Origin of the sequence: Edaphobacter sp. (genome assembly GCF_028283685.1) — a bacterium.
Classification (GTDB): Bacteria; Acidobacteriota; Terriglobia; order Terriglobales; family Acidobacteriaceae; genus Edaphobacter.
Map to the genome: position 1 here is coordinate 99,759 of NZ_JAPWKF010000009.1, position 19,907 is coordinate 119,665.

At 60.8% G+C, this 19,907-nt stretch carries 14 protein-coding genes; 11 read left to right on the forward strand and 3 right to left on the reverse strand.

Features of this window, described 5'->3' with window-relative positions:
* Positions 1-3: 3 nt before the first annotated feature.
* Together PW789_RS17615 and PW789_RS17620 are read left to right on the forward strand one after the other, a co-directional pair.
* Entirely contained in the window at positions 4-2,163 is a 2,160-nt protein-coding gene (locus PW789_RS17615) for a thioredoxin domain-containing protein (RefSeq protein ID WP_299379072.1), read from the forward strand.
* A 6-nt stretch (positions 2,164-2,169) separates the two neighbouring features.
* Positions 2,170-2,715, forward strand: a complete 546-nt coding sequence (locus PW789_RS17620; protein ID WP_299379074.1) for an AAA family ATPase — start codon at positions 2,170-2,172, stop codon at positions 2,713-2,715.
* Positions 2,716-2,736: 21 nt separating this feature from the next.
* On the opposite strand, the gene PW789_RS17625 is transcribed toward PW789_RS17620, so the two are convergent.
* Complete coding sequence (locus tag PW789_RS17625; protein WP_299379076.1) at positions 2,737-3,621, reverse strand: mechanosensitive ion channel family protein; 885 nt, start codon at positions 3,619-3,621, stop codon at positions 2,737-2,739.
* A gap of 155 nt (positions 3,622-3,776) precedes the next feature.
* On the opposite strand from PW789_RS17625, the gene PW789_RS17630 reads away from it, so the two are divergent.
* The 6 genes from PW789_RS17630 to PW789_RS17655 all read left to right on the forward strand — a co-directional run bounded on the left by PW789_RS17630 (position 3,777) and on the right by PW789_RS17655 (position 13,139).
* Entirely contained in the window at positions 3,777-4,181 is a 405-nt protein-coding gene (locus tag PW789_RS17630) for a hypothetical protein (protein ID WP_299379078.1), read from the forward strand.
* A gap of 237 nt (positions 4,182-4,418) precedes the next feature.
* Positions 4,419-4,763 (forward strand): hypothetical protein, encoded by a 345-nt coding sequence (locus tag PW789_RS17635; RefSeq protein ID WP_299379080.1) that lies wholly within the window; start codon positions 4,419-4,421, stop codon positions 4,761-4,763.
* Positions 4,764-5,088: 325 nt separating this feature from the next.
* Positions 5,089-7,398 carry a sodium-translocating pyrophosphatase gene (locus PW789_RS17640; RefSeq protein ID WP_299379083.1) on the forward strand — a complete coding sequence of 770 codons (2,310 nt, stop codon included), beginning with the start codon at positions 5,089-5,091 and terminating at the stop codon, positions 7,396-7,398.
* A gap of 141 nt (positions 7,399-7,539) precedes the next feature.
* Positions 7,540-9,723, forward strand: coding sequence for a dehydrogenase E1 component subunit alpha/beta (locus PW789_RS17645; RefSeq protein ID WP_299379085.1), 2,184 nt, complete (start codon positions 7,540-7,542; stop codon positions 9,721-9,723).
* 78 nt (positions 9,724-9,801) lie between these two features.
* Positions 9,802-11,874: a DUF1800 domain-containing protein gene (locus PW789_RS17650; RefSeq protein WP_299379088.1), complete on the forward strand. Its 2,073-nt coding sequence runs from the start codon at positions 9,802-9,804 to the stop codon at positions 11,872-11,874.
* Positions 11,875-11,885: 11 nt separating this feature from the next.
* Positions 11,886-13,139 carry a DUF1501 domain-containing protein gene (locus PW789_RS17655; RefSeq protein WP_299379089.1) on the forward strand — a complete coding sequence of 418 codons (1,254 nt, stop codon included), beginning with the start codon at positions 11,886-11,888 and terminating at the stop codon, positions 13,137-13,139.
* Between the two features lie 328 nt (positions 13,140-13,467).
* On the opposite strand, the gene PW789_RS17660 is transcribed toward PW789_RS17655, so the two are convergent.
* Both PW789_RS17660 and PW789_RS17665 read right to left on the reverse strand, forming a co-directional pair.
* Complete coding sequence (locus tag PW789_RS17660) at positions 13,468-13,866, reverse strand: DoxX family membrane protein (protein WP_299379091.1); 399 nt, start codon at positions 13,864-13,866, stop codon at positions 13,468-13,470.
* Positions 13,867-13,901: 35 nt separating this feature from the next.
* Positions 13,902-14,774 (reverse strand): alpha/beta hydrolase, encoded by an 873-nt coding sequence (locus PW789_RS17665; protein ID WP_299379093.1) that lies wholly within the window; start codon positions 14,772-14,774, stop codon positions 13,902-13,904.
* 92 nt (positions 14,775-14,866) lie between these two features.
* Between PW789_RS17665 and PW789_RS17670 the strand changes: the two genes are divergently transcribed.
* From PW789_RS17670 to carB, 3 genes are all read left to right on the forward strand, one after another.
* Positions 14,867-15,178: a Rieske 2Fe-2S domain-containing protein gene (locus PW789_RS17670; RefSeq protein ID WP_299379095.1), complete on the forward strand. Its 312-nt coding sequence runs from the start codon at positions 14,867-14,869 to the stop codon at positions 15,176-15,178.
* 154 nt (positions 15,179-15,332) lie between these two features.
* Positions 15,333-16,466, forward strand: a complete 1,134-nt coding sequence (carA, locus tag PW789_RS17675; RefSeq protein ID WP_299379097.1) for a glutamine-hydrolyzing carbamoyl-phosphate synthase small subunit — start codon at positions 15,333-15,335, stop codon at positions 16,464-16,466.
* Between the two features lie 106 nt (positions 16,467-16,572).
* Positions 16,573-19,854 carry a carbamoyl-phosphate synthase large subunit gene (gene carB, locus PW789_RS17680; protein ID WP_299379098.1) on the forward strand — a complete coding sequence of 1,094 codons (3,282 nt, stop codon included), beginning with the start codon at positions 16,573-16,575 and terminating at the stop codon, positions 19,852-19,854.
* The last annotated feature ends 53 nt before the right edge of the window (positions 19,855-19,907 follow it).

A 19,907-nucleotide genomic window follows, 5' to 3' on the forward strand; every position in this document is an offset into this window, starting at 1 on the left:
GATATGGATCAGGGACAGCAGACCAGCACGTTGAACGGACTTTCCCGCTCGGCCTCGGCGTATCTTCGCTCGGCCATGCATCAGCCGGTGATATGGCACGAGTGGGGCGAAGAGGCGTTTTCGCTGGCTGAAGAGCAGGGGAAGCCGATTCTTCTGGATATCGGCGCCGTCTGGTGTCACTGGTGTCATGTGATGGATCGCGAGTCTTACGAGAACGAGACGACGGCGCAGATCATCAATGAGCACTTTATTGCGATCAAGGTGGATCGCGACGAGAGGCCTGATGTCGATACGCGGTATCAGGCAGCGGTATCGGCGATCAGCGGACAGGGAGGATGGCCGCTCACGGCTTTTCTGACTCCCGATGGCAAGCCGTATTTTGGCGGCACGTATTTTCCGCCGGAGGATCGTCATGGACGTCCGGGACTGCCGCGCGTGCTGCTGACGATGGCGGAGTCGTTTCACACGCGGCGCAGCGAGGTGTACGAGTCGGCCGAGAGCGTAATGGCTGCCGTCGAGCACAACGAGAGCTTCATGGGGCGCGCGGGCAATCCGGGACCGGAGCTGGTGGCCAAGATCGTCTCCTCCATCCTGCAGCAGTTCGATGCTCGCTCGGGCGGCTTTGGATCGCAGCCGAAGTTTCCGCACTCGGGGGCGATCGATCTCCTGATGGATGCCTCGTCGCGCGTCTCGGTGGGCGCGGGAGCGGTGAAGGGAGAGGATGTGCGTACGGCTGCCTTCTCTACGCTGCAAAAGATGGCGCGAGGCGGTATCTACGACCATCTGGCGGGAGGATTTCATCGCTACTCGGTGGACGAGCGGTGGGTGGTGCCGCACTTCGAGAAGATGTCGTATGACAACAGCGAGCTTTTAAAGAACTACGTCCATGGATTTCAGAGCTTCGTCGATCCCGAGTTTGCCCGCATTGCGCGGGAGGTGATCGGCTGGATGGACGAGTGGCTGAGCGACCGCGAGCGCGGAGGTTTCTACGCCTCGCAGGACGCTGATTTTTCGCTCGACGACGACGGAGATTACTTCACCTGGACCTACAACGAGGCGGCGAAGGTGCTGACGGCGCAGGAGCTGTCGGTGACCAGCTCGTACTACGACATCGGCGAGATCGGTGACATGCACCACAATCCGGCGAAGAATGTGCTGCACGTGCGGGGAACGCTGGAAGGGGTCGCCAAGGCGAATGCGCTTCCACTGGAGCGGGCGAAGGAGCTGCTGGCTTCCGGCAGGAAGAAACTGTACGCGGCCCGGCTGGAACGGCCGGCGCCATACATCGATAAGACGATCTATGTTGGCTGGAACGGCATGTGCATCTCGGCGTATCTCGAGGCGGGCCGGGTGCTGGACATGCCGGAGGTTCGCCAGTTCGCGCTGAAGTCGCTGGACCGCATTCTGTCCCAGGCCTGGGATCCGCTGATCGGGATGTCGCACGTCGTCGCTTATGGTGATGGTGAGCCTGCGGCACGTCGGATTGCAGGCGGACTGGATGATTATGTCTTCGTCGGAAACGCCGCGGTGGATGCCTGGGAGGCGACCGGAGAGATGCGCTACTACGAAGCGGCTACTGCGATCGCCGACGCGGTCATCGGGCGCTTCTACGACACGGCGGGCGGGGGCTTCTTCGATACCGAGGCCAACAGGGATGGTGAGAAGCGCTATGGTGCGCTGACGACGCAGCGTAAGCCGCTGCAGGACTCGCCCACACCGGCCGGAAACTCGATTGCGGCCACTTTGCTACTGCGGCTGGAGGCGCTGAACGACCGGGAGGACTACGCAGTGAAGGCGCTGGAGACGCTGGAGACCTTCGCGGGAGTTGTCGAGCACTTCGGTCTGTATGCGTCCAGCTATGGCCTGGCGTTGCAGCGGATGGTGCAGCGCTCGGTGCAGATCTGCATCATCGGAGAGGACGCGGAGGCTCGCCGCATGGAGTCTGTCGCGCTGGCGCGGTATGCGGTGAATAAAAGCGTGATCCGGCTTCGGCGTGAGCAGCTGACGACGTTGCCGCCGGCGCTGGCGGAGTCGCTGCCGCATCTGCCGGGACTGCAGGACGCAGGGCATGGCACCGTGGCCGTGGTGTGCAGCAATAACGGCTGTCTGCCTCCGGTGACGACGGTGGATGAGCTGATCGCTGCGATGAACCAGGTGCTCTAAAAGGTAGTGGAACCAAGACTGATTGTTATCACCGGAGGCCCCGGCGCGGGGAAGACGGCGCTGCTCGACGAGTTGCAGCAGCGCGGTTTTGCGGTTGCGCCGGAGGTGGCACGGGAGATCATCCGCGAGCAGATGGCGTCGGGTGGCGATGCTGTGCCCTGGAGCAACAGGGAGGCCTTCGCTCGCCAGATGCTGGTGCGTTCCATCGGGCAGTGGCAACAGCTGCAGTCTGCCGAGGGGCTGGTGTTTGTAGACCGGGGAATTCCCGATACGCTCTGTTACGCACGGCTTGCCGGACTCTCACGGGAGATGCAGCAGGACGCTTATGCCGCCTGCTGCGAGATGCGTTATGCGACTCCTGTATTTATTGCGCCGGCGTGGCAGCAGATCTATGAGACCGACATGGAGCGGAAGCAGAGCTTTGAAGAGGCGGAGGCGACCTTCGAGCGCATGCGGGAGACGTACGAGGACTGCAGCTATAGCCTGAAGCAGCTGCCGCTTGTCTCCGTCGGAGAGCGGGCGGATTTTGTGCTGCATGCGCTCGCTCTCTGACGGAGAGGTCCAGAGAGGTCTTCAAGCACCGATGGACGGGGCGGCTGGGGGTGCGGTCGGGTCCGGCTTCTGTTGCATGATGAGCATGTTGGAGGAGACGCCGAGAGGGATGCCTTCTTTTTCGAAGGTGAGGATGATCCTTCGGCGCAGTTCGCGCAGAACGCCGTCGCGCTGATTGGCGCGGACGCGGATATTGACCGGGTAGATGACTTCGCGGCCGCGGATGTCGTTGACGCCGAGGATGTCGGGGTTGGAGATTGCGATATCGCGGAAGGCAGAGTCGTCGCGTACGTCCTGGGCCAGCGTTCGCAGCAGATCCATGACGCGGTCGGGGTTGGCGCTGGCGTCGACGGAGACGGACAGCGTTGCTACGGAGAAGTCGCGTGACTGGTTGGAGACAGTGCTGATCTGGCTGTTGGGGATGACGTAGAGGGTGCCGTCGCCGTCGCGCACGCGGGTGCAGCGCAGGGAGAGATCCTCGACGGTACCCTTGAGACCGGCGATAGCGACGACCTCGCCGACGTTGTACTGGTCTTCAAGCAGGATGAGGATGCCGTTGATCATGTCCTTGAAGATGGACTGCGCGCCCAGGCCGATGCCGACACCGAGGATTCCGGCAGAGGCCAGGATCGGCTGGTAGGGAATGTCGAAGATCGTTAGTACCTGCAGAAAGGTTAGAAATCCGAGGATGCCGTAGGCCGTTGCACGGATGATGGAGGCCATCGTCCGCAGCTGCGCGGCGCGATGGAAGTTGCCCACCTGAAGCTCAGCGCGCTTTTTCAGGCGATTGACAAAGAACTGGACGATTCTCCAGAGAATGAAGGTAACGATCAGTACAAACGCCAATTTGGGAAGCTTGGAGCTGACGAACACCGTGATGTCCTGGTGCCATTCCGTAGAGAGCATGTGAGATAGCTTTTCTTCCTGTGGGGCGTATTGCAGTAGCGCGGCCAGAAGATGCATGATTACAGGCAACTCGCTTTCATTGAAGATTCCTGCTCTCAGAGTGCAGGATGCATAGGGTTGGATGCAAAGCCGGAGTTGGGAAGGAGGGTGCGCTGATGATTACGATCAGAACCGGTTTCCTTACCGCGGTGGTGCTTTGGGGGGCATCAGGAGCTGTGGCGCTGGCACAACGGCAGTCGACGCCGGTGGCACCGCAGCCGTCGCAGCTCGGCGGTTCGATGAGTCCGATGAACTCCGGGCGAGGCAACTTTCCCATGGACTCCACCGGCTCGAGCATGCCGGACGTGTTGAGCGGTCGCATGACCGAGCAACAGACGAAGACGAGAAATAACGAACGGCAGAAGCGGTTGGAATCCGACACGGATAAGCTGGTGGGCCTGGTGAATGATCTGAAGAACCAGGTTGGCCAGGAAAAGTCGTTGACCCCGGAAGAGCTGAACAAGCGAGCGGAAGAGATCGAGAAGCTCGCACGAAGCGTGAAGGACCGGATGAAGGGGTAGGGCGTGCGTTTCCCGGCGCATTGGTGTCTCTTCTCTTCTGTCCGTTCAGGGCTTCCCGATAAAAGATGGCCGGATGGTGCCCGCCAGCGGACTTGTGCGGTATGGGCGAGCAGTGCTAGTGTAGGCAGCCGGTTTTGAAATCCAGGAAGCGGAGGGCGATCCCTTCCTGGAAGAAGCGTCGACTTCCCGTGTGACCACGACGCCGCATGGGTGAGGTCCAAGACGATGAGACAAGCAGTGTGTTCGCTTACATGTTGCCTGCTCCTGGCAGGCTCGACCACCTTCTCCGGATCGCAGGGAGTACCTATCTCCATTGTGCCCGCCCAGGACGGCGGGCATTTCTACGCGATGAATGCTTATTTCAGCGTGCTGAGCAAGCAGATGGATGGATATCGCAGAGATGCAATAAATAAGGACCGACAGAAGCATCTTGAAGACGACGCCGATAGGCTGATGGTGCTGGTAACCGATCTGAATCGAGAGATGAGCTCGAAGACGGAGCTGACGCCGCTGGACCTGAGCCGGAGGGCGGCTGAGATCGAGCGGCTGGCGCACTCGGTGCAGCAGCGGATGCGTGGCTGAGGCAAGGCGTCAGCGATAGACAGAGCAACATCTGTAGGCAGGCTGAATCTGTAGGCAGGCTGAGGATCGGTGCAGGGAGCGTCGCGGTTGCGGGCAGGCGATGGTGCGTCGCCGCAAGTCATCGTATGCCTCTGCCGGCCAGCCACCGTACAGCGCCACCATAGGCTCTATCGGCACAGCATGGCGGTACAGGGGCAGGCACCTCTTCGCGAAGAGATTGACCCGATTTGCAAACCCATGCTCTAATTCGCCTTCGATGAGGAAGCGCAGTCGCCGATACATGTAACATTGCCGATTTATTGCCGATCTATAAGGAGACCATTGCATGCTTGGAGCAGGCCGTGTGGCTTTGTGGTTGCAGGATCAGGCGCCTTTTACGCCTGTTGTGGCAGATGGAAGTGATGGCAGGATCTGGCTTTGGATCGCATTGGCCGTGGGTGTTCTGGCGCTGACTGCAGCGTGGATGCTGGCGAGGCGCGTGATCGCCTCCGATACCGGAACGCCCGACATGCAGATGATCTCGAATGCGATCCGTGAGGGCGCCGAGGCCTTTCTGAGCCGACAGTACCGGACGATTGGAGTGATTACCGTCGTGCTCGCGGTGATCGTCTTTATCGGCTATCACCTCTCCGATCGAACATCCGCTTACGCAGGAAGAACCGTCATCAGCTTTTTGACGGGGGCAGTCTGTTCCGCGCTGGCTGGCTATACGGGGATGTACTGCTCGATCCGCGCCAACATCCGGACAGCTTCAGCAGCCCGCTACACGCTGAACGGTGCTCTGAACATGGCGCTGCGAGGCGGCGCTGTAACGGGACTGGTTGTCGTCGCGCTCTCGCTGCTGGGCGTCGGGGTGCTGTTTCTCTTCTTCGGTGGACTGGAGAATCCTCAGGCGGTGCCGTACCAACTCGTCGGCTTCGGGTTCGGAGCCTCGCTGGTGGCCCTGTTTGCGCAGCTTGGCGGCGGCATCTACACCAAGGCTGCTGACGTGGGCGCCGATCTTGTGGGCAAGGTGGAGGCGGGGATTCCCGAGGACGACCCGCGCAATCCTGCGGTGATCGCTGACCTGGTGGGAGACAATGTGGGCGACTGCGCTGGCCGTGGTGCGGATCTGTTTGAGTCGACCGCGGCTGAGAATGTGGGAGCGATGATTCTTGGCGCGGCGCTCTATCCAGTCTTCGGTGTGAAGGGGATTCTGTTTCCGCTGATCGTGCATGCGATCAATCTCATCGCCAGTACGGCAGGTGTCTTCGTCGTGAAATGCAGGGAGAACGAAGACCCGATGCATGCGCTGAATCGCGGCTTCTATCTGACCTCGGCGCTGGCGCTGGTCGGCTTCGCGGGCGCCGTGTATCTGATGCTGAATGGGCCGGGAGTCGAACCGCTGTGGCTGCTGGGCTGCGGTGTGATTGGGCTGGCTACGGCGTTTCTGTTTGTGTGGATCACGGAGTATTACACCGAGTCGGTCTATCGGCCGGTGAAGTCGATCGCCGAGGCCTCGCTGACTGGCCCGGCGACCAACATCATCAGCGGCCTTGCGGTGGGTATGGAGACGCCTGCGTTGCCGGTGATCGTGATCTCGGCGGCGCTGTTGCTGAGCTACTACTTCGGCGTGCGCGGACTGGCGGCGGTCGGCGGAATCAGCGACTACGAGAAGGGTATCTACGGAACGGCGATCGCCACGATGGGCATGCTCAGCTGCGCGGCGTACATCCTGGCGATGGATACCTTTGGACCGATCACGGACAACGCCGGCGGCATCATCGAGATGTCGCATCAGCCGCATGAGATCCGCGAGCGTACCGACAAGCTGGACTCGGCGGGCAATACGACCAAGGCGCTGACGAAGGGTTATGCCATCGGCTCGGCATCGCTGGCGGCGTTTCTTCTGTTCTCGGCGTATCTCGAGGAGATCAAGACGATCGTCACCGATAAGGTGACCCATGCCGGCGGCTACATGCCACAGGGCTGGAGCTTCACCAACATAAACCTGGCGCAGATTCCTGTCTTCGTCGGAGCCCTGCTGGGCGCGATGCTGACATATCTTTTCAGCTCGCTGGCGATCAAGGCGGTGGGGCGCACGGCGCAGATGGTGGTGCAGGATGTGCGGGCGCAGTTCAAGGAAAATCCCGGCATTATGGCGGGCACGTCCAAGCCGAATTACGGACGCTGCGTGAGCATTGTGACGGGGGCTGCGTTACGCGAGATGGTGGTGCCTGGCGTGCTCGCTGTGGGACTGCCGGTTGCTGTCGGCCTGATCTTCAGGCACTTCAGTCCGAGCTATCATGCCAGCACGGAGGTGTATCCTCCGGGGACGATTCTGCCGGTGCCTGCGATTGCAGGTAAGGTGGTGAATCTTGCGGGAGCGGAGGCGGTTGCCGGGCTGCTGATGGTGGGAACGATCTCCGGTGTGCTTCTGGCGATGTTGATGAACAACGGCGGCGGCGCCTGGGACAACGCGAAGAAGTTTATCGAGACCGGACAGTACGGCGGCAAGAAGAGCGAGGCCCACAAGGCGGCTGTCGTGGGCGATACGGTCGGCGATCCGTTTAAAGATACAGCTGGCCCGAGCCTGCACGTACTCATCAAACTGCTGGCGACGATCACGCTTGTGCTTGCGCCGTTGTTTGTTTAGCAAATGTTACGACGGCGATATGTACCAGGGTCTTCAGCTTTTGTATACCGTTGCGTGAGGAGGCGCGGAGGCATTTCAGGCTGTTGAGACGGTACAATCGAGCTTGGCGGCGCAGGTTTCGGCCGCAGGGAAGAAGAGAGAATGGCTCGTCACTCAGGCAACACGATTGAGAAGAAGAAGTCTGCGGGCGCGGTGGCAGGAACGTCGCTCACGCGCGAGCAGCTGGTGGAGTTCTACCGGCTGATGTACCTCTCGCGACGCACGGATGATCGCGAGATCGTCCTGAAGCGTCAGCAGAAAATTTTCTTTCAGATATCGTGTGCTGGGCATGAGGCCTTGCTGGTTGCGGCGGGCATGGCGATGAAGCCAGGCTACGACTGGTTCTTCCCGTACTATCGCGATCGTGCGATCTGCCTGGCGCTTGGCAACACGGTTGAAGATCAGCTGCTGCAGGCGGTAGGCGCGGCGGATGATCCGGCAAGCGGCGGGCGCCAGATGCCATCGCACTGGTCGAGCACGAAGCTGCATATCGTCAGTCCTTCGTCATCGACGGCAACGCAGTGCCTGCATGCGATCGGATGCGCCGAGGCAGGGCGATACTTTTCGAATCACCCTGAGGCGGCGAAGAAGCATGACGGCGACTATCGGGAGTTCAAGGACGTTACCTTCCACGGCGATGAGGTCGTCTATGTCTCGATCGGCGAGGGCTCGACCAGCCAGGGTGAGTTCTGGGAGTCGCTGAATACGGCGAGCAACGGTAAGCTGCCGGTGCTGTATGTCGTCGAAGACAACGGCTACGCGATCTCGACGCCGGTTGAAGCGAATACGCCGGGCGGCAACATCTCGAAGCTCATCGCCAATTTTCCTAATTTTCACTTTGCAGAGATCGACGGTACCGATCCGATTGCGAGCTACAACGCCATGGTCGAGGCGGTGGCGTACTGCCGTTCAGGAAAGGGTCCGGCGCTGGTGCATGGTCATGTCATCCGACCGTACTCGCATTCGCTGAGCGACGATGAGCGTCTTTATCGCACGGCGGCAGAGCTTGAGGCGGATGCGCTGCGCGATCCGATCTCGCGCATGCAGATGTGGTTGCTGCGTGAGGGCATCCTGGACGCGGAGGCGATCAACAAGCTGGAGCGTCAGGTGGACGACGAGGTGCAGCGTGCTGCAGACAAGGCCGTCATGGCCACGCTGCCGACGCCGGACACGATTCTGAAGCATGTTTATTCGGAAGATCTGACGCCAATGGATGCGCGTTTTGACCGCAGGCCCGAGTCGACAGCGGATCAGACGGAACGCACGATGGCCGATCTGATCAACGCCTGCCTGAAGGACGAGATGCGGCGCGACGAGCGCATCGTGGTCTTCGGCGAAGACGTCGCCGATGTGACTCGCGACGAGGCGTTGCGGGCAGGGCACCTCAAGGGTAAGGGCGGTGTCTTTAAACTGACGTCGGGGCTGCAGCTTGAGTTCGGCAACGATCGCGTGTGGAACTCGCCGCTTGCGGAGGCCAACATCGTTGGTCGCGCCATTGGAATGGCGGCACGCGGGTTGAAGCCCGTGGTGGAGATTCAGTTCTTCGACTACATCTGGCCCGCGATGCACCAGATGCGCAATGAGATGTCGGTGCTGCGCTGGCGCTCGAACGGTACATGGAGCTGCCCGCTGGTGATGCGCGTGCCGATCGGCGGCTATCTGACCGGAGGCTCAATCTATCACTCGCAGTCGGGCGAGAGCATCTTCACGCACACGCCGGGCGTTCGGATCGTGATGCCGTCCAATGCGCTCGATGCGCTGGGACTGCTACGCACGGCGATTCGCTGCGACGATCCTGTGATCTTCCTCGAGCACAAACGGCTTTATCGTGAGACCTTCGGCCGTGCGATGTATCCGGGACCGGACTACACCATCCCCTTCGGGAAGGCGAAGATCGTTCGTCCCGGCAAGCACATGACGTTTGTGACGTACGGTGCCGTGGTGCCCCGCGCGTTGCAGGCGGCGCAGAAGATTCAGCGCGAGAAGGGAATCGACGTGGAGGTCATCGACCTGCGCAGTTTGACGCCGTATGACTGGGAGTCGATTGCGGAGAGCGTGCGCCGGACGAATCGCGTGATTGTGGCGCACGAAGACATGATGAGCTGGGGCTATGGCGCGGAGATTGCTGCGCGCATCGCCGACGAGCTCTTCCATGATCTCGACGCCCCGGTGCGGCGTGTGGCGTCGATGGATACGTTTGTGGCGTATCAGCCTCTTCTGGAAGACGTTATCCTTCCGCAGCCGGATGCGATCTATCAGGCGATGGCGGATCTCGCAGCGTTTTAGGCGCGGGACCGCAACTGACTCTTCAGTTGTGGGTCACTATCTTCGTGCGTTGCAGTAGGGGCGCCGGCGAGGCGGCGAATGGTCCATCAGAGCAGGCAGACGAAATCCATCCGTCGTTCGCTTGAGGCAGCGATTGCGGCCATGCTGTCGGCGGTTCTCGTATTGCAGCCTTTGCCTGCGTGGGCAGCGAAGCGCAAAGTGGTGAAGCTGCAGGGGGACGAACGGATCGTTCATGCTTTGAACCGTCTGACGTTCGGTCCGCGGCCGGGTGAGGTTGCAACGGTGCGGCGCATCGGGCTCGATCGCTGGTTCGCGCTGCAGCTGCATCCAGAGTCGATCGACGATTCCGCCCTCGAAGCGAGACTGGATCAGTATCCGGCGATGAGGCTGCAACAGGCAGATCTTCTGCAAAAGTATCCGACGCCACAGATTCTGCGCCTGGTCGATCAAAAAAAGCTGCCTATGCCAGCCGATCCGATGGAGGTCGCAATCTATCGCGATGGAATCGCTCGTCTGCAGCAGAAGAAAGAACAGAAAAAAGAGATGGCCGCACCGAAAGCGGCTCTGCCGGGCGACGGTGTTGATCCTGCGACACCGTCCATGGCAGTGCATGAGCAGCAGCTGTATCGTGGCCTCGATACGGTGCGGATCGTCAATCTTTCGCCATCAGAGCGCATGCAGGCGATCATCTCGCTTGCGCCGGAGCAGGTGGCAGCGTTTCAGGGAAGTCTTACGCCGGTAGAACGGAATGCGATGCTCAACGGGCTTGCTCCGGAGCAGCGCGAGGTTGTTCTCGCTATCACGCAGGGTCCGCAGTTTATAGACAATGAGGTGACGCAGACGAGGCTGCTGCGCGATGCCTACAGCAGCCGTCAGCTGCAGGCGGTGATGACGGACTTCTGGCTGAACCACTTCAACGTGTATGCGCGGAAGAATCAGAACGAGCCCTGGCTGCTGACTGCCTATGAGCGGGATGCGATCCGTCTGCATGCGCTGGGACGATTCGAGGATCTGCTGGTGGCGACGGCGAAGAGTCCGGCGATGCTGGAGTACCTGGATAATGCGCAGAGCCTCGGGCCGAACTCCCCGGTTGCGTTGCGTAATGCACGCGGGCAACGCGCGGGGCCGAACAGACCGCGTCCGCAGGGCGTGAATGAGAACTACGCGCGCGAGCTGATGGAGCTGCATACGCTCGGAGTGAATGGAGGCTACACGCAAGCCGATGTGACGGCGGTGGCCAGGGTCTTCACGGGATGGACGGTCGAGCCGCAGCGTGGGGGAGAGTTCAGCTTCGATGCGCGGCGGCATGAACCGGGGCCGAAGACGGTGATGGGCAAGACCATTCCTGCGGGTGGGGAAGACGAAGGGCTTCAGGTCTTGCACCAGCTGGCCGCCAGTCCCGCGACGGCAAGGTTTATTTCGAATAAGCTGGCGGTGCGTTTTGTCAGCGACACGCCATCGCCTGCGTTGGTCGACAGGATGACGAAGGCGTATCTGAAGAGTGATGGCGATATTGCTGCGGTGCTGAAGGCGATGTTCTCCGCACCGGAGTTCTGGTCGCAGACAAACGAATATGCCAAGGTCAAGACGCCGCTTGAATTTGTTATCTCGTCCATTCGTGCGACGAATGCGGAAGTCACAGACCCGCTGCCACTCGTTCGGACACTCGACCGGCTGGGGATGCCGCTGTATGGCATGCAAACGCCAAACGGTTACAGCTGGCAGGCCGAACCGTGGGTGAGCACCGGCGCGCTGGTCAATCGTATGAACTTTGCAGTTGCGTTGAGCGGCAATCGCCTTCCAGGCACGACGATCCGATGGCCTTCGCTGCTGAACGAAGAGCAGGGCGTCGTTCGCACGGCCGCTCTAAGCTCGGAGGAAGACGAAAAGAAGGAGGCGCGCCTGGAGCTGCTGTTACTGGAACGAGCGGCACCGGCGCAGACACGTTCGGCTGTGCTGGCGCAGGTCGTCAACCGGCCTGCACAGATGGAGGCGGAGAAGCGCTTTCCTATTCGCCTGAACGATAACGATCCGATGGGGAGAGCGCTGAATCCTGACACCGGGAGGCCGCAGGCGCAGGTGCCTGTGGATCGCGACGCTGCTCTGATGGGCGGCCTTCTGTTGGGATCGCCGGAGTTTCAGCGTCGTTGAGTGGAGGAGAGATGATGGCAGGGAAGACGACAAGACGCGGATTTATGAGGAACGGTGCCCTGGCGCTGGTCGGTACATCGGCGATCCCGGCATTTCTGTCGCGTAGCGTGATGGCGGAGATGACGGCTGCGGCGCAGCGAAGCAAGAAGCTGGTCGTGCTCTTTCAGCGGGGAGCGGTCGATGGCTTGAACATGGTCGTCCCCTACCGCGAGTCGAACTACTACGCGATGCGTCCGACGATCGCGATCCGGCAGAACGAGGTGCTGGATCTGGACGGCTTCTTTGGATTGCACCCCGCCATGGCATCCTTGCAGCCGCTCTACCGGCAGGGACATCTTGGGATCGTGCATGCTGCGGGATCGCCGGACAACACGCGCTCGCACTTCGACGCACAGGACTATATGGAGAGTGGCACGCCGGGAATAAAGATGACGCAGGACGGCTGGCTGAACCGTGCGCTGCAGGCAGAGAGACTCTCCGCGACGCCGTCGGCGTTTCGCGCGGTCGCGCTGGGGCCGCAGGTGCCCAGGACGCTGCAGGGAAGCGTCTCGGCCATCGCGGTCAACAATCTGGCGGAGTTTTCGGTGGCTGGAGGAGGTCCCAGGACGTCCCCGACGAGCGACGCCTTTCAGGCGATGTACGATTCCAGCTCGGACACCGTGCTGCACGGGACCGGGCAGGAGACCTTCGAGGCGGTGAAGATGCTGAAGGCGGCCGATCCGGCGAAGTACAAGCCGGCTGCGGGGGTGGTCTACCCGAATACGGTATTCGGTAACAACCTGCGGCAGATCGCGCAGCTGATGAAGGCCAATCTCGGGGTGGAGGCCGCCTTCTCCGAGGTTGGGGGCTGGGATACGCATCAGGACCAGGGAAACTCCCAGGGGCAGCTGGCGAACCGTCTCCGCGAGTTTTCGGATGCGATCGCCGCCTTCTGGCAGGACCTGGGGGATGGCGCCGAGGATGTCACCCTGGTCACCATGTCGGAGTTCGGTCGTACCGCCCGCCAGAACGGGACCGGGGGGACCGATCACGGCCATGCCAATGTCATGTTCGTGCTGGGAAGCCAGGTTAAGGGCGGGAAGGTCTATGGCCGGTGGCCGGGGCTGGCCAATGAGCAGCTCAACGAGGGACGGGACCTGACGGTGACCACGGACTTCCGGGCGGTGCTGGGTGAGGCGGTCTACCGGACGATGGCCCCGAGAGGGCTGGATACGGTCTTTCCGGGGGCCGATCTGAGGCCAAACGGCTTTTTAAACTTCCTGTAATGGAATTTTTCCACAGGACAAGTTTCTGCGATAAAAGGTTTTCCGGGGAAATACGTTTTTTTGAAGGCTGATTTCTCAATAATTCAAAAAAATGGAAAGATGGAACAACTTTTCTCTTCGGGGCGCGTCATATTGGATGTAACAACAATTGCTGAGGTCAGAAGTTCCCACGACCACGGCTTCCTCTATCCGCAACGCAACTCCCCACCACATACGGGGCCCCCAGCTAACCGGGGGCCTTCTCTCCTTAAGGCCACCACTGCCCAAGAAACAGTTCGGCTCGGTCGCTTTGTACGGGCGATGGCGGGGGAGACGGTCTGTAAAGGGGCTAGGAGATGCCGAGCTTGTTATCGAGCGCCAGGGTTCCGCCGCCGTAGAAGAGCAGCATGAAGGCGACCGCTGCCAGGGCGAGAATGTAGTTGTAGATTCCGAACCCCTGATGAATGCCGACGGTGAAGAAGGCGACCATCATGTTGATGGCGATCAGCCCGGCGCTCAGGCGGGTCAGCAGGCCCAGAATCAGGAGAACTCCGCCGATAAGCTCTGTGAATGCAGAGATATATCCCATCCAGTAGGGCAGCCCCAGGCCTGCGACGGTGTGCGCGAAGTGATGCAGGGCCCCGTTGGGGATGACCTTCTCATAGCCGTGTACCGCCATCGAGATGCCAAGTGCGAGGCGCAGCAGGAGTGCGCCGAGCGGTTGCATGCTGTCGAGCCATCGGGTCATGGGGGCAATTCCTCGGGTGTTTGGTCCAGTCTAACTTACTTAGACTGCGGGAGATATTGATCAACGAAGCGCCTGACGGCATCAGCGAAGACGGGGCCGGAGGGCTGTGGCAGCTCGACGGTCATCTTCGGTGTGGCAGCCTGCGAAAAGACCTTCGGAGTCTGCCCGCTCTCTCCAATCAACAGCTTCGGCGTTGGTAGGGCGGACAGTGTCTCCGCCATGGGGAACCGTTCGTGAAAGAGCATTCCCGCGGGAAGGAGCCCGGAGCGGGGATCGGCTTTGGCGAAGTCGAGCAGATCGGTGTGCGGCCGGTCGAGGATGACGGCTGGAATCTCGTGGTGGTCATTTGCCAGTCGCGTGGCCAGCGAGGCGCCGACTCCGCTGCCGTAGGGGATGATGCTGCCGGGGGAGATACCGCGCGAGGTGGTGAGATAGCGCCAGACGGTTTCCGAGTCTTCGACCAGATGTTGCTGACTGGGATGGATGGGGGCACTCAGGCCGTAACCGCGGTAGTCGAAGCTGAAGACGTTGAAGCCGAGGTCGTGCAGGGTGTGAGCGGTCTCCTGCAGGTTCATCCGGGAGCCGTCGCCACCTGGAAGCAAAAGAATGGTCAGCGTGCCATAGTGGCTGCCTTCGCCGGCGGCGAACCATTCTCCGGTGAGCTGGGGTCGGCCGGACTCATCGGTGCCGAAGTGGATCAGGCCAGTGGGGGGCGTCTGTTTGCGGGCCGCCGGATCGGGATGCAGCACGATCTGCCACTGGCCCTGGGAGTAGAGAAACCCGAGGCTGATATAGCTGCAGATCAGCGCAGCGAAGATAAGGATACCGAGGGCTTTCAGAAGCCAGCGAGCGCTGACGACCTCTGGGGGAGCGTTGGCATCAGCTGGTTTTGGGGCAGGACGAGGCATCGCGCTTACTTCTACGAGAGTAGCACCTGGGCCACGGACGATGTTTGTTGTTTGGCGACGTTTAAGATGGAGAGGAGACGGAGGAGAATGTTTTGGCGAAGTGGGTAAAGGTGTGTGCGCTGACGGAGGCTCCCAGGCCGGGTGGCGTTGCGGAGGCAGAGGCCGAAGGGATTGCGCTGTGTCTCGCGAATATCAATGGAGAGCTCTCGGCGCTGGATAACTGGTGCCCGCATCGCCGCGGTCCGCTGGGACAGGGCTGGCTTGAGGGAGAGCTGGTGGTCTGTCCGTGGCATTCGTGGATGTTTCATGCGAAGACGGGTGTCGCCGAGTATCCGAAGAATGAGCGCGTGGAGGCATTTCCGGTTCGCGTGGACGGCGAAGACGTTCTCGTCGATATCGAATAAGAGCGTGCTTTGTGTGCGATCTTCGGCGCGAAATGGATTTCAAATTCAATGTTCTCAGTTGTGAGGCAAATCCATACGCGAATTCACGTCCCCGAAGCCAAATCCGGCTCTCATAACTGGTAGAATCTATTAAATCCACTCACTCGGTGAGGCAATGCAGGCAATTCTGGCGCTCGAAGACGGGCGCATCTTTCGCGGCAAGAGTTTTGGCGCACCAACGGAGTGCGCCGGCGAAGTCGTTTTCAATACATCTTTGACCGGTTACCAGGAGATCTTTACCGATCCTTCCTATGCGGGTCAGATTGTTGTTCTGACGAATCCTCACATCGGCAACTACGGCACGACACCTTCCGACGCCGAGTCGAGAAAGCCATTTATAGAGGGACTGGTGACGCGAGAGTTTTCTCCTGTCAGTTCCAACTGGCGTTCGACGCAGGTCGCGGATGAGTACCTTGAGCGCTATGGCGTTCCGGTGATCGCCGAGGTCGACACGCGCGCTATTGTGCGCCACCTGCGCGCCAATGGCGTGATGCGTGGCGTCATGGCGAGCGGCGACAACCTCGACGCCGATGCTCTCGTCGCCAAGGCTCGATCCATCCCGAAGATGGAAGGCACGGACCTGGCCAGCGTCGTCTCGACGAAGGAAGCCTACAAGTGGGACGCGACGGAGCCGAAGAACCAGACCGGCGATTTTCTTCTGAAGCCGACCGCTGAAGGCGATGCGCTGCATGTGGTCGCTTACGACTTCGGCATCAAGGAGAACATCCTGCGCATGCTGGCTCGCGAGAATATCGATGTCACGGTGGTTCCGGCGAAGACGTCCGCAGAGGACGTTCTTGCGATGAACCCCGACGGGGTCTTCTTCTCGAACGGCCCCGGCGACCCGGAGCCGCTCGACTACGCGATTGAGAATGTGCAGAAGCTCAAGGGCAAGACGCCGCTGTTTGGCATCTGTCTTGGCCACCAGGTCTTCGGCCTGGCGCTGGGCGGCAAGACCTACAAGCTGAAGTTCGGTCATCACGGCGGCAATCATCCGATCATGAACCACCAGACGGGCAAGGTGGAGATTACGGCGCAGAACCACAACTTCAACGTCGATCCGGACACACTGCCTGCGGATGTTGAGAAGACGCACACCAATCTGAACGACCAGACGCTGGCGGGTTTGAAGCACAAGACCGATCCGATGTTCAGCGTGCAGTACCACCCCGAGGCCAGCCCCGGGCCGCACGACTCGCACTATCTCTTCAAAGACTTCCGCAAGATGATGGAAGAGTGGAAGAAGTAGCTTTTGATTTCAGTGATTCAACAAAGGGCGCGGAGTAAGCGCCCTTTGAAACGCGCGCAGAGTTCGCAGGTGAGCGCACAGATTTCGTAACGAGAAAGATGTAAAGATGCCACGCAGAAATGACATCACGAAGATTCTTGTGATCGGCTCCGGCCCGATCGTGATTGGCCAGTCGGCGGAGTTCGACTACTCGGGCACGCAGGCTTGCAAGGCGCTGAAGGCTGAGGGCTACGAGGTCGTTCTTATCAACTCGAACCCGGCGTCGATTATGACGGACCCCGAGGTCGCCGACCGCACCTATATCGAGCCGCTGAGCGTCGCGTATCTCGAAGAGATCATCCGCGTCGAAGCCGCGATGTTGAAGGAAGGCGACGGAAAGTTTGCCGTGCTGCCAACCGTTGGTGGACAAACGGCACTGAACCTTGCGGTGGATCTGGCTGACTCGGGTTTTCTTGAGAAGCAGAACGTCGAGCTGATCGGCGCGAAGCTGGAGGCGATCAAGAAGGCTGAAGATCGTCTGCTGTTCAAGGATGCGATGAACAAGATCGGCCTCGACATGCCGAAGTCGCAGCTGGTCACGACGGTGAGCGCTGGACTTGAGTTCGCCGCGAAGATCGGTTTCCCCGCGGTCATTCGTCCGAGCTTCACGCTGGGCGGATCGGGCGGCGGCATCGCTTACAACCGTGAGGAGATGACGGAGATTCTCTCGCGCGGTCTCGATCTGAGCCCTGTGCACGAGTGCCTGATCGAAGAGAGCGTGCTGGGCTGGAAGGAGTACGAGCTCGAGGTCGTCCGCGATCTGAATGACAATGTCATCATCATCTGTTCGATTGAGAACTTCGACCCGATGGGCGTTCATACGGGCGACTCGATTACGGTTGCTCCTGCGCAGACGCTGACCGATCGCGAATATCAGGTGATGCGCGATGCGGCGATCCGCGTGATCCGCGAGATCGGTGTTGAGACCGGCGGATCGAACGTGCAGTTCGCAGTGAATCCGCTGACGGGACGTATGACGGTGATCGAGATGAATCCGCGCGTCTCGCGTTCTTCGGCGCTGGCCTCGAAGGCGACGGGCTTTCCTATTGCGAAGATCGCTGCGCGTCTCGCCGTGGGCTACACGCTGGACGAGATTCAGAACGACATCACCAAGGCGACGCCGGCCTGCTTTGAGCCGACGATCGACTATGTTGTCGTCAAGATTCCGAAGTGGCAGTTTGAGAAGTTTCCCGGCGCAGACGAGACGCTGGGCCCGCAGATGAAGTCGGTGGGCGAGGTAATGGCGATTGGACGCACCTTCAAGGAAGCGATGATGAAGGCGGTGCGTTCGCTGGAGACGGGTAAGAAGGCGACGGCCGATGACATCGAACCGCGCCGCCTGACGCAGCGTCTGGTGACGCCGCATCCGGAGCGTCTCGCTTATGTCCGCTATGCCTTTGAACGCGGCATGACCGTGCGCGAGGTGGCCCGCATCACGACGATGGACCCGTGGTTCCTCCACCAGATCAAGCAGATTACGGATGAGATCAAGGCCATCGGCGGCGTAGGCATCCACGAGGTTACTTCCGAGCAGCTGCGCACGGCGAAGCGTATGGGAATCTCCGACGAGCGGCTGGCCGCTGTGTGGGGGCTGACCGGAGCCGATGGCGTCGCGAAGGTTCGCGCGCTACGCAAGAAGCTGGGCGTGATGCCTGTCTTCAAGCTGGTCGATACCTGCGCGGCGGAGTTCGAGAGCTTCACGCCGTACCTCTACAGCTGCTACGACGAAGAGGACGAGGCCGCGCCGACGGACAAGAAGAAGATCATCATCCTGGGCAGCGGGCCGAACCGCATCGGGCAGGGCATCGAATTCGACTACTGCTGCTGCCACGCGGCATTTGCGCTGCGCGAGGATGGCTACGAGACGATCATGGTGAACTGTAATCCGGAGACGGTTTCGACCGACTACGACACATCGGATCGCCTGTACTTCGAACCGCTGACGCTGGAAGACGTGCTCGCTGTCTATGAGCATGAGGCTTCGGCGGGCGCGGAGATCGGCATGATTGTGCAGTTTGGCGGGCAGACGCCGCTGAACCTGTCGCTTCCGCTGAAGAGCTCCGGCGTGCCGATCATCGGTACTTCGCCGGAGTCGATTGACCTGGCAGAGGACCGCAAGCGCTTCGGCAAGCTGATCGAGGATCTTGGTATTCCTCAACCGCAGGGCGCGATGGCGACCAACGTCGATGACGCGGTCGCCGGTGCGAACCGCGTGGGTTACCCGGTGCTGGTGCGACCTTCGTATGTGCTGGGTGGACGCGCCATGGTCATCGCGTATGACGATGCTTCGGTGGTGAGCTACATGACGACGGCGATCGAGTACTCGCAGGAGCGGCCGGTGCTGATCGACCACTTCCTGGAGGACGCGACCGAGGTGGACGTGGACGCTCTGTGCGACGGCGACGACGTCGTTATCGCGGGCATCATGCAGCATATCGAAGAGGCCGGTATTCACTCGGGTGACTCGTCGTGCGTACTGCCAGCCGTCGATCTGACCCCTGAGGTGCTGGAGACGATCCGCGACTACACGCGCAAGCTGGCGATCTCGCTGAGCGTGCGCGGCCTGGTCAACATCCAGTTCGCGATTCAGCGCGGCACGGTGTATGTGATCGAAGTAAATCCTCGCGCCTCGCGTACGGTGCCGTATGTCTCGAAGGCGACGGGTATTCCGCTGGCGAAGATAGCCTCGCGCATCATGGTGGGACAGAAGCTGCGGACGCTGCTTCCTGCCCAGGTGGCCGCGGGCAAGGATCTGGATACGGGCGCGCACTTCTTCGTGAAGTCGCCGGTCTTCCCGTGGGGCAAGTTCCAGGGCGTCGATCCGGTTCTGGGACCGGAGATGCGTTCCACCGGTGAGGTGATGGGTGTGGCCGATAACTTCGGCGAGGCCTTTGCCAAGGCGCAGATTGCTGCCGGACAGGTGCTGCCGACCAAGGGAACGGTCTTCCTGAGCGTCAACGATCACGACAAGGCCGGTGTTGCGGTCCTGGCGCGGCAGTTTGTCGAGATGGGCTTCCACCTGGTGGCGACGCACGGCACGGCAGCGGTGCTTGAAGAGGCCGGGCTGCAGCCGGAGCGCGTGTACAAGGTGAAGGAAGGCCGTCCGAACGTGGTTGACTTTATCAAGGGCGAACGCATTCAGCTCATCATCAACACGCCGCGCGGACAGGACACGTTCTTCGATGAGAAGGCGATCCGGCGAGCGGCGGTGCAGGGACGCATCCCTACGATCACGACCATCGCTGCGGCTCGCGCTGCGGCTGAGGGCATCTCGGCGCTGCAGCGTGGCACGCTGAATGTGCAGGCGCTGCAGGCTCTGCATGCCAGCCGAGGAGAAGTGGTGGTCTAGCCTGAACAAGTAGCAAAAAGAAAGCCCCGCTTTGGCGGGGCTTTCTTTCTGCC